Source organism: Pseudonocardia pini, assembly GCF_013870575.1.
Lineage (GTDB): Bacteria > Actinomycetota > Actinomycetes > Mycobacteriales > Pseudonocardiaceae > Pseudonocardia > Pseudonocardia pini.
In genome coordinates this window covers 23,293-37,382 of sequence record NZ_JACBXB010000002.1, presented here as the reverse complement: position 1 = coordinate 37,382, position 14,090 = coordinate 23,293, and the positions used below count along the sequence as shown (strand labels likewise).

The following is a 14,090-nucleotide window of genomic DNA, read 5'->3' as shown; positions in this document are numbered from 1 at the left end:
CCTCGGCGGAAGCGCCGGAACTTGTGCAAGCCGCGCTTGCCCGAGTGATCGTTCAGCAAGGTCTTGGGGGAGACACGCCATGCAGCACTACCGCGACAGCAAGGGTGGGGCATTCCATCTCGCTCCCGCCCACGAGTTGAGGCCGGCTCGACCGAGCTTTCCGCCCTTCCTCCGGTTCTGCGAGACGAACGGCGCTGGGGTCGGTGACCTGCTGGGGTCGGCGCCGTCCGTTGAATCGACACTCGCCCGTGCAAAGCTCGACTGGGAAGTCGACTCCCGCCCCGTCTACACCGACAGCGGCGACGATCACGCACTCGTCTCGGGCTATCGCGCCCTCGTGAGGCCCTTACCCGAGACGGTGATGAGCGTCGTCTCATCGTCCTATCGAGTCGCGGAGAACCGGGACCTGGCGGGCGCCGTGCTCGGTCTCGCCAAGCGATACGGAGCCGATGCGGGTCGCCTGGGGGCAGCGTCGTTCGGGCGGAACCGGGCACGCACCTACTTCGCCTACCGGGTGATCCGCCTGGATGAGGACGAGATGCTGATGCTCCTCGTCCAGAACCGGCATGGTGGCGAAGGAGCTGTCCGGGTTCGGGCCTTCGTGGTCAATGTGAACACGAACGCCGTCCTCGCGCCGCCGGCGATCTGGTCCTCTCACGAGATCGCACACACCGGGGACATGCAGGAGAAGCTCGACCTGCTCCGCGTCGGGGCGATGGTCGACCGGTTCCTCGAGGAGACCGAGAGCAGGCGGTGGCAGCTCAAGAAGACCGAATGGAAAGTGGAGTGGTCCGCGCCAGTGCTCACCGACTTGTGGGAAGATCCGCCGAATCCTGAGCGGCCCGGATCGCACCCTGGCCGATATCTCGCCGCCGAACTCGGGTTCTGCAACTCGGCCTACGACGCCTTCGGCCGGATCTGCGCCTTTCTCGACAACGAGTCCGAGGCGTGCGAGCGCGGCGACTTCACCAAGGACCGTGACGAGCGGCTCGCTCTCGGCGCGGGCACGAAGCTGAAGGAGAAGGCATGGCGACGGCTCGTGGAGGTGGTGACGTGACCGCGGTCGTCGAAGGGCCCGCCTGGGCGCAGAAGGGGCTCGACCAGCGCGATGGGCGCTACCCGCTCGCCGTCGAGGCACCTGTGTTGGGCATGGTCGCGATGCTCATGCCCGGGGTGTCGACGCTGACCGACTTCGCCCGGTACTACGGCCTCTACTGGGCACTCGCCGACTACGCCGAGCGGCAGGATCTCGACGGGGCGGGATGTCAGCGAATCCTTCGCCGATCCGAGGTTCTGCTGGCGCTGGCGACGAAGACCCACGACCCGGACAGCGTGACCGCTCATGGCGCAGACGCACTGCAGCGAGGGCTGAACAGGGGTGGCTCAGCCTGGGAGCTGGCGGAGCTGGGCAAGACGTCATACTCGCCGCGGAACTGGGGGTTCTGGTCTCAGTACGGCGGTCCGTCCGATGTGCTCGGGACGGCGACCACGAAGGACGGAGCGATCCGGCCGGCGCGGCACGCCTGCCCGGAGTCGGTCCGCCGGATGTTCGCTCCGGTCTTCTCCGCCGCGAGCCGTGATGCCACGCCGCCGAGTGACCTCCTCCCCCACCTCGCGCAGCTGTCAGTCGGGTCGTCAGAGGGAGCCGACTCGGAAGCGCTGCGGGAGCTGTTCACTGCTACCCGGGCCGGAACGCACGACCCCGACGGCTGGGAGACCACCGACCTCACGCGCCGGGCGACGATGCGGATCCTGTTGCGCGCCAAGCAACTGTCGCCAGGCGAGCCTTGGTCGGTTGCTCTCCGGCGAGCGCTGGCGTTCGGTCCCGGTGCGACGGAGGACCCGGTCCTCGCCGACGAGGAGCGGGCTCTCGCGTGGCGCGGCCTCCTGCTGCGTCACTACTCGGTCGGCGCGTGGCGGCGGTTGTGGGCCGGGCTTGTCGACTTCGTCCGCGACAACGGGGTGACCACCCGTGCTCAGATCCACGCCTGGATAGCCGACCGGCTCCCGCCGCTGAGCCTCCAGGAGTGGGAGGCGATGCTCCCCGAGCTGACGGACACGGCAGGGCATCCCGCTCCCGCTGAGCAACAGGTCCTGGACCAGGGCGAGGACGTCTTCGAGAACATCGCCCTGCTGGCCGTCGGTGCCCGCCGCCGTGAGTCCCTCGACGGGCTCGCTCTCGAGGCCTTCCGCGGCGGCAAGTCGGTCCGGAACAGCATCCTCGGCCCGGAGTGGGTGGGCCGACGTATCGGCGACAACGTAGCGAGGTCCCTTCGTGATCTCGGATGCGCCCTCGTCGACGACATGCTCGCCCAGTCCCGGCGGGTCGCGTTTCGCAAGGTGCAGTTCCAACACGGCCGCATGCAGGTGTTCTCCCGCCTGCACGAGCGCAACGACACCTTCACCGCGAACAGCCGGGAGGGCTCCGGGAACGTGGGCCTGCGCGTCGAGCAACTGGCCGGGCTCGCCATGCAGCTCGGTCTCACCGACGACACCGTCACCGACCTCGGGTGTGACCTCCTGGAGCTGCCCCGATGACGACGATCGAGCACACCGCCTTCGCCTCCCCGCTGACCCTGCTCAGCCAGTGGCAGGACCGCCCGGAGGGAGATCCGCTCCGCGAGTTCCTCGTGCTCGGGTACACGGCGGACCTGGCGTTCCTCGAGCGGTTCGCAGTGTCCAAGGCGCGCCAGATGGGGGCGCGGGTGACCGTCCTGTCCGACGCGGACCAGCAGATTCACGACCCGATCGACGTCCGCTTCGCGGGCCACGTCTACCAGTACGGTGCCGCGACGATTCCCGGAGCGTTCCACCCGAAGCTCGCAATCCTCGTCGGGGAAGAGGATGTATGGGTGGCCATCGGTTCGGGCAACCCGACCATGTCGGGGTGGGGCCACAATCACGAGCTGTGGTGCGTCCTGCGCGGTCGCCGCGACCGTGGGCTCCGCGTGCAGGGTGAGCTGGCGTCCTGGCTGCAGGACCTTCCACGCCACGTCGCCATGCCCGGCTGGATCGCCGAGACGCTCTCGGACATCGGAGCCGCTCTACGGCCGACGGAGATCGACGACAGCCGCCCGGACGTCCGGCTGCTCCACAACCTGCAGGTGCCGATGGTCGACGCACTGCCGACGGAGGCGGCCGAGGTGAATCTGGCTGCCCCCTTCATCGATCCCTCCGGAGCAGCGGTCCGCGCAGTCCTCGATCGGGCCCGTCCCACCCGAGTTCGCGTCGCACTCCAGAGCGAGCTGTCGTCCTTCGTCCCCAGCACTCTCCTTGCGGCTGCCAGTCGCACCACGGCGGAGTTCCGTGAGGTGGACGACGAGCGCACGATGCACGGCAAGTTGATCGAGCACGTCGACCGGGACGGCCGTGTGCATGTCGTGGTCGGCAGCGCGAACGTGACCACTCCGGCGCTACTCAGGACTGTCCGAGAAGGCGGAAACTGCGAGCTCGCCATCGCCGCGTCGGTGGAACGCAGCCTGCTGCCCGACGCCCGGCCCGTCTCGGCCGAGGTGGTCGCTCAGTGGCCGTCGACGGCGCCGTCGGAGCGGGAGCAGCCGTCGCCGGCCCTGCGTCTGCTCGGCGCCCGCCGGCTGGACCGGACGATCGAGGTGACCGTCGTCAGCGGCATCGATGCCACGGTCACCGTCGAGCTTTCGCCGGACGGAGCTCCGGGTTCTTGGCAGCCGCGTGGCGTGTTCGCTGCGGCCCGGGCCTCGGCCGCAGTGCACTGGACCGTCGACTCGCCTGAACCGGCGGGCGCCGCCATCCGACTCGTCGCGACCCTCGGGGAGACCGTTGTCGAGTCCGTGCCGGCCTTCGTGACCGATCCCCATCGGTGCCGACCGCGAACGGACTTCGGCAAGGAGCCACGGCTTCGCGCGGCGTACGAGCTCGATGAGCTCATCGGGGACTCCGAGGTGATGGCGCGCTTCAGCAAGGACCTTCTCAACCTGCTGAAACTGTCGGCTGAGCAGCGTGCGTCCACGGCGACTCTGCGAGCGCCCGCAGCGGGCACGGCCGAGGTGCAGGCGGGGAAGGACGCATGGACGGAGTTCCTCGACCATGCGACCCACTCGATGGGCGCCGGGCTGGTCGAGCTGGCGTTCCCGGGCGCACTGCCTTCCCCGGTGAGCACCGTCGAGGCCAGTGAGTGGGCGGTGGGCGCGGTCGACGACGAGACCGAGCTCGCCGAGGACGAGACGGAGAGCGACATCGAGCTGCTCGACGTCGAACTCGGCCGGGAGGCTCGCCGGGTTCCACCCGAGGCTCGGGCGCGGTACCGCGCGTGGATACACCGGTGGGTCAGGTCGATCTCACCGGGCCCCTCGACGGCTCTGCCCACCCTTCCGCTGCGGATGACGGTGGCCGCCCTCTTCCTGGAGCTTCTTGCCGCCGGGATCTGGGGAGCCGACGAGTCGTGGCGAGACGATCTTGCCGACGTGGTCCGCTCGCTCGTCGAGGACCGGGCCGAGATCGACGACAGCCCGGAACAGTCGTACGCCTACCTCGGTGCGCTCGTGGCGGTGTGTCTTGCGGTGCTCGGGCAGGATGCCCGAGTCCACGGTGGTCGACCCGCCGACATCGTGCTGACGAGAGCATGGGAGCCCGCGCACGACGTTGCGACCTTGACCGAGGACGTCGTGCTCGAGGCCGTTCTCCTGCGGTCCAGCGAGATCGGCGCGCGGCTTGCGGGTCGTGCCGAGGTACTGGCCACCGTGGAACTCGCGCGGCGGGCGACCGCCGATCCGAAGGCGGAGGTCAAGGCAGGCCTCGCCGCGGCGGGGCTGGACCTCGAAGAGCAGCACGGGGCCTGGGTCGCACAGGGCACCTTCAAGAACCCGATGCGTCCGGCGGCGCAGCTAGCGACCGAGCTCTACGACGGTGCGCCGTTGACCTGCGTCGCGACGAACGGCGCCCGCTCGGTGACGATGGTGCGGGCCGAGGGTGCGGTGGCCATGCTCGACTCTGCGATCGGGAAATGGCGCGTCTACGCGATGCGACGTCCGAGTACCCCGCTCTCCGTCTTCGGACAGGGCGAAGGGGTACCCCCAACCAAGCAGGTCCTCGCTGCGCGTCCGATCCCACCGGCGGTGGCATCCCTTGCGGGACAAGCGGATCTCGACGCGGTGCTCGCGAAGTACGGCCCGAAGGGGCGCCCACCGGCAAAGGATGCTGCGTGGACCGACTGGGACTGGTGACCAGGCCCAAACAGTTCAACGGTCTACTCCAAATAGATGATCTGCTGCGCGATTCGTCGCATTCGCACCTGCGGTGGCGATGTCACGACGACTGGACAATGGCGGCGGGGGAGTGACGTGGAGCAGTTCGTTCGTTCCGGCGGTGACGTGGCTCGGACCTTCGGGTATCACCCGCTCTCAACCGACCTTCCCGCGCTCCTCCACGCTTCGCCGTTCTCCAGGCTCGTCGTGGTGGGCGGCGGAGTTCCGGACGTCACGTCCTCGGTCGCGCAGATCCGTACCGCCCCGACGGTGGAACTGCCCAACGGCGTGTACTGGTTCTCCGGGATAGAGTCGCCGGTCGCAATGGTGGTCGACGGCGGACTAGCCACGGAGGACGGGTCTGCGATCGCTGTCGACGATCTGACGCAGGATGCGCCGCTCATGAGTGCCTACGAATGGGCCGAACACCTATGGGATGAGGGGCACGCCGTGCCGCGGCCCCGGTTCGGGATCGGCGAGAGCGTCGTCACCCGCTCCGACGGCAAGGACTCCGAGATCAAGTCCCGGAGATTCGTTGCCGGCGTGTGGCGCTACGAGGTGCGGCTCGACGGCCGTTCGCAGCGCTTCACGGAGTCGGCGCTGGAGTCTGCGCCCGAGTTCGGTGGCCCGGCGGAGTGGGTTCGATCGGCTCCGGCCGCCATCGACCGCTTCGGCGCGACTCTCACCCGGGGCAAGCTCGCGGCCTCGCTGACGGACACGGTCTTCTCGTTCCGGGCGACCCGGACCGTCTTCCGCCCGTATCAGTTCAAGCCCGTTCTCCGGCTGCTGCACACCGGAGCCACCCGGATCCTCATCGCGGACGAGGTGGGCCTGGGCAAGACCATCGAGGCGGGTCTCATCTGGACGGAGCTGGAGGCTCGGCGGGCGGCCGACCGCGTACTGATCATCTCGCCGTCGTCGCTGGTGGGGAAGTGGCAGCACGAGATGGAGGAGCGCTTCACCTTCGAGCTGGAGGAGCTCGACACCAAGGGCCTGGCGCGGTTCCTCGAGCAGCATCGGCAGGACCGGCTGCCTAAGCGCTTCCGATACATCACAAGCCTCGAGCGTCTGCGGAAGTGGGGTGGGCTCGAGGAGTTCGACGACGCCCCGCCGCAACTGGACCTGATCGTCGTCGACGAGGCACACCAGATGCGCAACCCCGGCACCAAGAGCCACGAGCTCGGTGTGCGGCTGAACGACTGGGCAGACGCCCGCGTGTTCCTCACCGCGACGCCGGTCAACCTCGGCTACCACGATCTGGCGAGCATGCTCGAGCTGCTGGCACCCGAGGACTTCGACGACCCCCACGTGTTGGAGCTGCGGCTGGAGCCCAATGCGGTCCTGCACCGCATCGAGAGCCTGCTCCTCAACCGGACCGCGAACGGCGCCGAGCGGCTCGCGGTCCTCGACGACCTCAAGGACATGACCTTCGGCTCTGCGCTGATGAGCAGGCCGGACTACAAGGTGCTCAGGGAGCTCGTCGGCCAGGACATCCTGGATCCGGCTCAAGTCGTCGAGGCGCGCCGCATCCTCGCGGACCTGAACGCCCTGTCCTCTGCGGTCACCCGCACCCGGAAGGCGGAGATCGACGACGCCAAGGCTCTCCGTGACCCGCACACCGAGCGGGTCGTCTGGACCGACGCCGAGCGTGACTTCTACAGCGAGTACCTGAACTGGTGCCGTCGGCGTGCGGAGGCGGTGAACATGCCTCTGCATTTCGCGATGCAGATGCCGCTTCGGCTGGCCAGTGCCTGTCTCCCCGCCGCCCGCGCCGCCGTCCTCGGTCACACCGAGCAGTGGGCACCGCAGGACGAGGACGATCCCGCCGCCGCCAGCGCCGCCTCGACGGTGCCGCCCCACAGCGACCTGCTCGCGGCGGCGAAAGCCCTGCCGAGCGGAGTCGACTCCAAGTTCGACGTGCTGCTGCCGATCCTCAAGGACCTGATCCGGCAGGGCAAGCAGACGCTGCTGTTCACGTTCTCCCGGCCGACGCTCACCTATCTCAGGAACCGCCTCTCGGGCGAGGCCCGTGTCGCGGTCCTGCACGGCGGTGTTCCACGGGAGGAGCGGCGGCGCGTCATGACGCAGTTCCGCAAGGGCGAGTTCGACGTCGTGCTCGCCAACCGCGTGGCCAGTGAGGGCCTCGACTTCGAGTTCTGCTCGACAGTGATCAACTATGACCTGCCCTGGAACCCCATGGAGGTCGAGCAGAGGATCGGCCGGATCGACAGGATCGGACAGCGCGAGCAGAAGATCCGGATCGTCAACTTCTACAACGAGGACACCATCGACGAGAAGATCCTCACGCGCGTGCTCGAGCGCATCGGCGTCTTCACCCGCGCCATCGGCGCGTTGGAGCCGATCATCCAGTCCGAGCTCTCCTCGCTTCGCGAAGCGGTCTACAGCTTCGACCTCGACGTCGCGCAGCGTGAGGCGAAGGCGGACCAGGTGATGACCGCCATCGCCGCCAAGAAGGCCGAGGCCGAACGGCTGGCAGGCGCCGCGGCAGATCTACTTGTCAGCAACGACGTCGACGTCACCGGGCTCGAGCGTGAGCTCGTGCGGGCCGGCCGCTATGTCGGTCAGAAGGAGCTGGCGCACCTCCTGCACGACTGGGCGGACACGGCTGGGGCTCCTGGCATCACCCGTGCCGACGACGTGCACGTCACCCTGCGGGGGAACGCGGCGATGGGCGACCAACTCCAGGACGTGGCCCGCCGGGGCGACCGCCTGCAGACCGAAGTCGTCGAACTCGCGCGAGCGCTGCGTGACGAGGCCGACCTGCCGCTCGCTCTCGACCAGGAGGACGCGCGCACCACGGGGGGAGCGCTGCTCACCGCGACCCACCCGCTCGTCCTCGCCGCGGTGTCGGTGCCCGGCCACAGGCAGGCCCGCTTCGCGCAGGTTCGCGTTCACGATCCGGACGGCGTCGCCGAGCCCGGCCGGTACGCGGTCGTTCTCGCCCGCGTCGAGGGCGGCGGCGAACGCGCAGTTCGAGAGCTCTGGGGCGCTGCAGTTGACCTGAACGGACGCGAGGCTCCGACAGCTGTGCCCCACGCCCTCCTCGCGGCCCTGGCCCGGGGGGAGCTGAGGGAGGCCGACGGCCCGGCCGATGCCGGACAGCTCGTCGGGCCGATCTCGCGGGCGACCGACCTGCTCGACGAGCGGCAGTGGGACGAGGAGCAGCGACGGTCCGCTGAAGGCGCTGCCCTCGCCGACAGCCGACGGCTGAGCCTCGAGGAGCAGCTTCGCCGCAAGGAGGGCGTGATCGAGCGCCGGATGCAGACCGCCCGTGCCAATGGGCGCGGAGCGCTCCAGCTCTTCGAAGGGCAGAAACGCCGCGCTCGGGAGCGGCATCGAGAGGCGCTGCGCCTCCTCGAGGACAAGAAGTCGACGGAGCTGCGGATGGAGCACATCGCCGTCTGCTACCTGGAGGTCGCGCGATGAAGCACGGTGCCGAGCGTGCCATCGCCGACGAGCGCGCCGCCGACGAGCGGTACCGGATCGGTCTGCGACGAGAGGAGAGCCGCCGCGTTCCCGTCCACCAGGGATACGGCGATGCTCGACGGATTCCCTCGAAGGCAGCCCTGACCCCGGTGCCACCGCGCCGCGGTCTGCTCGGTCGCGTCGAGCTGGCCGAGCACACCGACTTCTTCGACGGCACGAACTTCTACATCGGCTCGCGCCCCCTCGATGCCGACGGCCTGATGGTGTTCAGCTGGGCGGCGCCGATCGCGAGCACGTTCTTCCAGAACCGCGGAACGCATGACCTGTGCCCACGGGTCACGGCACGTCGGACGCTGCTGCGCCGCGGCGGGCAGATCACCGACTACGTGGACGACGACGGGCCGGCGCCCCGGACCGCCGAGCCGTTCGCCGCCCGGAGGCTCTCGATTCCGAAGGCACCTGCGCGGCGGCCGCTTCCCGGTCGATCCATCCCTGAGCAGCGCTCCCTCAAGTCCGCCGCGCAGGCGCGAACCGATCGCCAGCCCGCCCAGCCTCAGCAGACAGCCTCGACGCTCCGCGCAGGACTTGCCGTGTTGGCCGCCATCGAGGCGCCGCGTGCCGAGCGGCTCACCAGCGTGCTGGCGACCCTGCAGCCAGACCAGTACACGCACGTCACGGCGGCTGCCGACGCGTCCGTCGTGATCCAGGGCCACCCCGGAACCGGGAAGACCGTCATCGCCGCGCATCGTGCCGCGTTCCTCGTCCATCGCGACAACGAACAGCGGTGCCGCAGTGTCCTGATCGTCGGGCCGACTGCGCACTACGTCCGGCACATCAGTGGTGTGATCGATGACCTCGTCGAGGAGGAGGGAAGCGTCGATTCCCTGGCCATCGAGGAGGTGCTGCTCGAGTTCCGCGGGCTCTCCGCTCAGATCGACGGGAGCCAGCCTGTCGTACTCCGTGACACCCACAGCGAACTCGCGGAATTCGCGGAGCAGGCCGCGCGCCTGCTCCGCGATGAGGGTGAGATCGGTCCGCGGGTGGCGCACGCCGACTGTGTGCGGCACGTATACGAGGCGCTTCGGCACAACAGAGTAGGTCGGGCACGCCTCACCCGCGATCGTGACTGGGCCAGGTACCTCCGTGAACTGCCGGAGTTCGAGCTCGCGAGCACTCAGCGCCGCTACCTGGGGTTGCTGGCGGCCTGTGGGGTGGCAGCGGCCGGAGCACCCCCGTACGCCTACGACCATGTGATCGTCGATGAGGCGCAAGATCTCACGGCTCTCGAGTGGGCCGTGTTGATGAGGATGAACCGCGGTTCCTGGACTCTGCTGGGTGACATCAACCAGCGTCGCTCTGACCTGAGCTGCCACAGCTGGTCCCGGGTCTCGACCGTGCTCGGGCGACCCCTCGCTGTCGAGACTCTCCGGTGTGGCTACCGAAGCACGGCCGCGATCATGCAGTTCGCCGGCAGGCTGCTGTCTCGAGAAGAGCAGACCGTGGAGTCACTCCAAACCGGAGGTGTCCCGCCGGCCATCCGGAAGGCGCGCCCGACGGAGCTCTATATACGGGTCTCCGCTGAGGTGTCGGCCGTGCTTTCTCGCCATCCGGAGGGGACCGCGGCCGTGATCAGCATGGCTCCACAGCAGGTCGTGCGTGCCCTCCGGATCGCCGGCTACCACGAGGACCCAGCCGACGACACCACGATGGTCCGAGATGGCGAGCGGGTGCGGGTGCTGGATCCGCAGGAGGCGCGCGGGCTGGAGTTCGACGCCGCGATCGTCGTCGAGCCGGGCAACTTCCCGCCGCGACTCGGCGGGCACGGGCTGCTCTACACCAGCCTGACCCGGGCGAACCGCGAACTCGTGATCATCCATTCCAACCCACTGCCCGCGGCATTGCGCAGGCCCGGCGGTGCGTCGACGACTCCGGCCGATCCCGCATGGAAAGCCGCGCGACGACAGCGCGGTGCCTGAAGCACGGAAAGCGCGGTCGCGCTCGGCGCACCGCACCGGGAGTCGGCAGTCGTGGGGCCGTCTGTCCGGCACCGGGCGCCGCGCTCCGGGGCGGGCTTCAAAGGATCGGTGCGGCAGGAGGCGAGGACGAGCCACTTCGCAGTTAGGTTGTGGGACGCGGATGACCTGCTGGACGAAGTCTTCCGGCACTACGACGCACTGGGGTCGGAGCTGCGCAGCCGACTTCCGCTGACCCGCGTCTGGGCGGTTGCGGCGGGCGATCTGCCATAGCCGGGCCGGTCTCGGAGGTTCTCGAGGACCCAGTCAGCTCCCTGTGTCTCGAACCGTGGCGAGGCGGACGTCCCGGTCATCGCTCACCGGAGCTCAGCCTCGGGTCGGATCCCCCTCGATCAACTTTCGGAGCTGCTGCAACGGGTGCTCGGCGGCGTCGGCCGTGGTGAGGCCGAGGAGGCCTACGGCGGTGTGGAGATCATCGAGGGCAGCGAGTGCCTCACCCTGGGGGTCGGACTCCACGAGAAACTGCTCGGACCACAGACGGTTGCCGTCCGCCGAGACCTGAGCGTGGAAGATCAGCTCCTCGACCTGGTCGCCCGGGACGCCCAGGCGGGCTCCCCAGGCCTCCAGCCGCTCGAGATAGACACCGTACTGGCGGGTGGACCGGGTCCCGGCGAGCCGCAGGTCGGCGTGCTGGGCGAGCCACCGACGCACCACCTCGTCGAGGACGGGAGCGTCCGGTCCTCGTGCCGGTCGCGAACGGCAGCCGTACAGAAGTAGATGTACTTCGTGCCGAACGCCGGGCCGAGGTAGGGCAGCGGAGTAGCGGCCATGGCAGCGAACGCTGCTTCTGGACCATCGTGAGCCGCCTTCGCGACGGTGCGGAGCCGTGGGCCGGCGGTGTCGCCGCTGTGGTCGAGGACGCGGCGGGTTCGCCAAGCTCCGTAGCCGACCGGGCCATAGCCCCAGATCATCGCGGTGACGAAGGCCGTGATCGCCTGGTCGTCGCTCTCGGACGCGGCTCGTGCCGCTGCCTCGGCCGCGTGGCGGTCCACGCTTGTCGTCCCGGGTAGCCGACCGGAGTCGATCCACTTCGCCCAGGTCGTCCAGCGCCACGAACTGGGCTGCTGGGATGGGCGGCCAGCCTGATCCCATTCGTGGAACGCGTGGCGGAGTGGCTGCGGAACGTCGTCGAGTTGAGTCATGGATCCCCCCGATCGAGGAGGCTAAGACGGTCACCGCCTTGCCACTCGGCGTGTCGCCCCTTGTCACCCGGAGGAATGACGACAAGGTGATGCGATGCCGCGACGGATGCGGGACCCGAGGTACAGGGCTGAGCAGTGGAAGCATCGCTACGCCGAGCACGTCGAGCCACTGAACCAGCTCGTCGACGAGCTGGGGGAGTCCGATCCGGACGCTCGTCCGCCCTACATCGCGCCGATGTACCGCGGCGTGCACGCTCGCGTTCTGGCTATCCTCCGCGACCCGGGGCCCAAGGCAGGCGGTGTCGCAGGATCCGGGTTCCTCTCCATCGAGAACGACGACCAGACGGCCGAGCGGCAGATGCAATTCTTCGCCGAGGCGGGGCTCGACCCGGCGGAGGTAGTGCCCTGGAACGCCTATCCCTGGTACATCAACGCCGCTCCGACGAAGGACCAGCTTCGGAGGGGGATCGAGCCGCTCCGCCGAGTCGTCGATCTGATGACGGACCTGCGTGTGGTGCTGCTCGCCGGGAAGGACGCGCAGGCCGCGTGGCGGCTGTTCACCGAGGTCCACGGCGCCACGGTGATGGCGAGGCGGATCCGGGCGGTGGAGACCTACCATCCGAGTCGCCAGGCGCTGCAGCATCCGGACCCGGCCGAGCGCGCTCGGCGCGAGGACCACATCCGCGCCGCACTGCGGCGGGTTGCGGCCCACGCCGGGACGTCTCCGCGCCCGGCGCCGTCGGCGGACGTCGCGGTCGAACGCGTTCCCGCCCGGACACATGTCCCGCTCGCTGTCCTCGTCGTGGACGTCGCGGCCCGGCCGGCGACCTTCGCGACGGCGGGAGAGCGTCCGTGGCGTGCGGCGGTCGCCGCGGCCGTCGGCAGCCGGGATGTGCCCGCCGGATCGCGCTTCGCCGTCGAGCTGGAGTTCCGGCTTCCGGCTCCGGCGACCCGCAACGACGGCTGGGACCTCGACAACCTGATCAAGCCGACGCTGGATGCTCTCGGGGGTGTGCTCGGGTGGCGGCGCTGGCAGGGGATGCCTCAGGCCGATGACGAGTGCGTGGACAGAATCGTCGCGTCGAAGCGAACGGCCGGTGCCGGCGAAATTCCCGGCGCAAGGATTCGGATCGTCCCGTTGTCGGGACCGAACGAGGGGGCTGACCGATCGAAAGGCTGACCGCGCTCCTCCAGCGTCTCGACGCGGAGCCGCTCTACCACGCGTCACGAGGCTCCAAAGAACTCTTCCACTCCGACATGCTCGCGTGGTTCGTAACGACGGACCCGCAGAATGCGATCGAGGTCTTCCGTCCCTGGCTGGTCAAGGCTGACGGAACCGCCGCACTCCGGGTGCGTAGGGAGTACCGCAAGCTCGACTTGGTTCTGGAGTTCCCGGGCTTCGCTCCGCTGGTGATCGAGAACAAGGCGTTCGCGCTCCCCGACGAGGCACAACTCGCCGGCTACTCCCGGGGGCCTATCGCGAAGCTCGATCCGCGCTCGTCGCTCGTGCTGCTCAGCCTCTCGAACCCCGGCTGGTCCGCGTACGAGGCCGAGGGGCGACAGTGGCGGTGGGTGTCCTATGACGAGCTGGGCGCGAGGCTCGCATCCATCCCGGTAGCCGCGGACTTCCGGTCTCAGGTCGTTCGTCACGAGGCCGACTTGCTCCGGCGTCTTCACGAGATCATCCGAGAAGTCGAGGTGCGCGACGGCGAGGAGTCGTTCGCGCTGGAGACCACCGTGCAGGCCCATCTCGACGAAGTCGGCCTCGGTGACGCAGTGGGGAAGTCACGCGCCCACCAGGTCATGGCGCGTGTCGGCAATGCCTTGGAGGTGGCCGGCGTTCCGTCACCGGGACGCCCACTCGAGATCGGGTTCACGAACAAGCGTCCCCTGCTGGCGGGTTTCTGGCAGGTCACCGAGGTCATGTGGGTGGGCTGGCAGCTCCAAGGTGGACAGTGGCGGCTGGCGATGATCCTGACATCGCCTCACCTGAAGGGCGTTGGTCGTCATCCGGACCGTGCCGCGGTCGCCCTCGACCACGAGCAGTGGTTCGACTTCACCGCTCTGACCTCGATCCTCGCGTCGCGGAGACGACGCTCCGGCCCAGGGCGAACGCCTCACTGACCGGCGGGTTCAACAAGTACGACCCTGACTTCGTCTACCGGTATCGCCGGGTTCCGAAGGAAATCACGGTGAATCAGGTCGTGGCGCTCGCCGTCGAGTTCTCGCGGCGGGCGGCGGAATGG

At 69.0% G+C, this 14,090-nt stretch carries 8 protein-coding genes and 1 pseudogene; 7 read left to right on the top strand and 2 right to left on the bottom strand.

Annotated features, from left to right (window positions below):
* Positions 1-79 precede the first annotated feature (79 nt).
* From H5J29_RS00450 to H5J29_RS00430, 5 genes are all read left to right on the top strand, one after another.
* Positions 80-1,057, top strand: coding sequence for a DUF932 domain-containing protein (locus tag H5J29_RS00450; RefSeq protein ID WP_181778849.1), 978 nt, complete (start codon positions 80-82; stop codon positions 1,055-1,057).
* A complete protein-coding gene (locus H5J29_RS00445; RefSeq protein WP_181778848.1) occupies positions 1,054-2,538 on the top strand; it encodes a hypothetical protein in 1,485 nt (494 codons plus the stop codon). The genes H5J29_RS00450 and H5J29_RS00445 overlap by 4 nt, the downstream gene beginning before the upstream one ends.
* Entirely contained in the window at positions 2,535-5,201 is a 2,667-nt protein-coding gene (locus H5J29_RS00440) for a phospholipase D-like domain-containing protein (RefSeq protein ID WP_181778847.1), read from the top strand. The genes H5J29_RS00445 and H5J29_RS00440 overlap by 4 nt, the downstream gene beginning before the upstream one ends.
* A gap of 117 nt (positions 5,202-5,318) precedes the next feature.
* Positions 5,319-8,669, top strand: coding sequence for a DEAD/DEAH box helicase (locus tag H5J29_RS00435; RefSeq protein WP_181778846.1), 3,351 nt, complete (start codon positions 5,319-5,321; stop codon positions 8,667-8,669).
* Entirely contained in the window at positions 8,666-10,645 is a 1,980-nt protein-coding gene (locus tag H5J29_RS00430; protein ID WP_181778845.1) for an AAA family ATPase, read from the top strand. Before H5J29_RS00435 ends, H5J29_RS00430 begins: the two co-directional genes overlap by 4 nt.
* A gap of 363 nt (positions 10,646-11,008) precedes the next feature.
* On the opposite strand, the gene H5J29_RS00425 is transcribed toward H5J29_RS00430, so the two are convergent.
* Together H5J29_RS00425 and H5J29_RS36435 are read right to left on the bottom strand one after the other, a co-directional pair.
* Positions 11,009-11,413 carry an 8-oxoguanine DNA glycosylase OGG fold protein gene (locus tag H5J29_RS00425; RefSeq protein WP_376768481.1) on the bottom strand — a complete coding sequence of 135 codons (405 nt, stop codon included), beginning with the start codon at positions 11,411-11,413 and terminating at the stop codon, positions 11,009-11,011.
* 20 nt (positions 11,414-11,433) lie between these two features.
* A pseudogene (locus tag H5J29_RS36435) lies at positions 11,434-11,844 on the bottom strand (8-oxoguanine DNA glycosylase OGG fold protein); the annotation flags it as partial.
* 94 nt (positions 11,845-11,938) lie between these two features.
* Here H5J29_RS36435 and H5J29_RS00420 point away from each other — a divergent pair.
* Together H5J29_RS00420 and H5J29_RS00415 are read left to right on the top strand one after the other, a co-directional pair.
* On the top strand, positions 11,939-13,024 hold the full coding sequence (locus H5J29_RS00420; RefSeq protein WP_181778843.1) for a uracil-DNA glycosylase family protein: 1,086 nt from the start codon (positions 11,939-11,941) through the stop codon (positions 13,022-13,024).
* Entirely contained in the window at positions 13,012-13,968 is a 957-nt protein-coding gene (locus H5J29_RS00415) for a PD-(D/E)XK nuclease family protein (protein ID WP_312858005.1), read from the top strand. The genes H5J29_RS00420 and H5J29_RS00415 overlap by 13 nt, the downstream gene beginning before the upstream one ends.
* Positions 13,969-14,090: the final 122 nt, after the last annotated feature.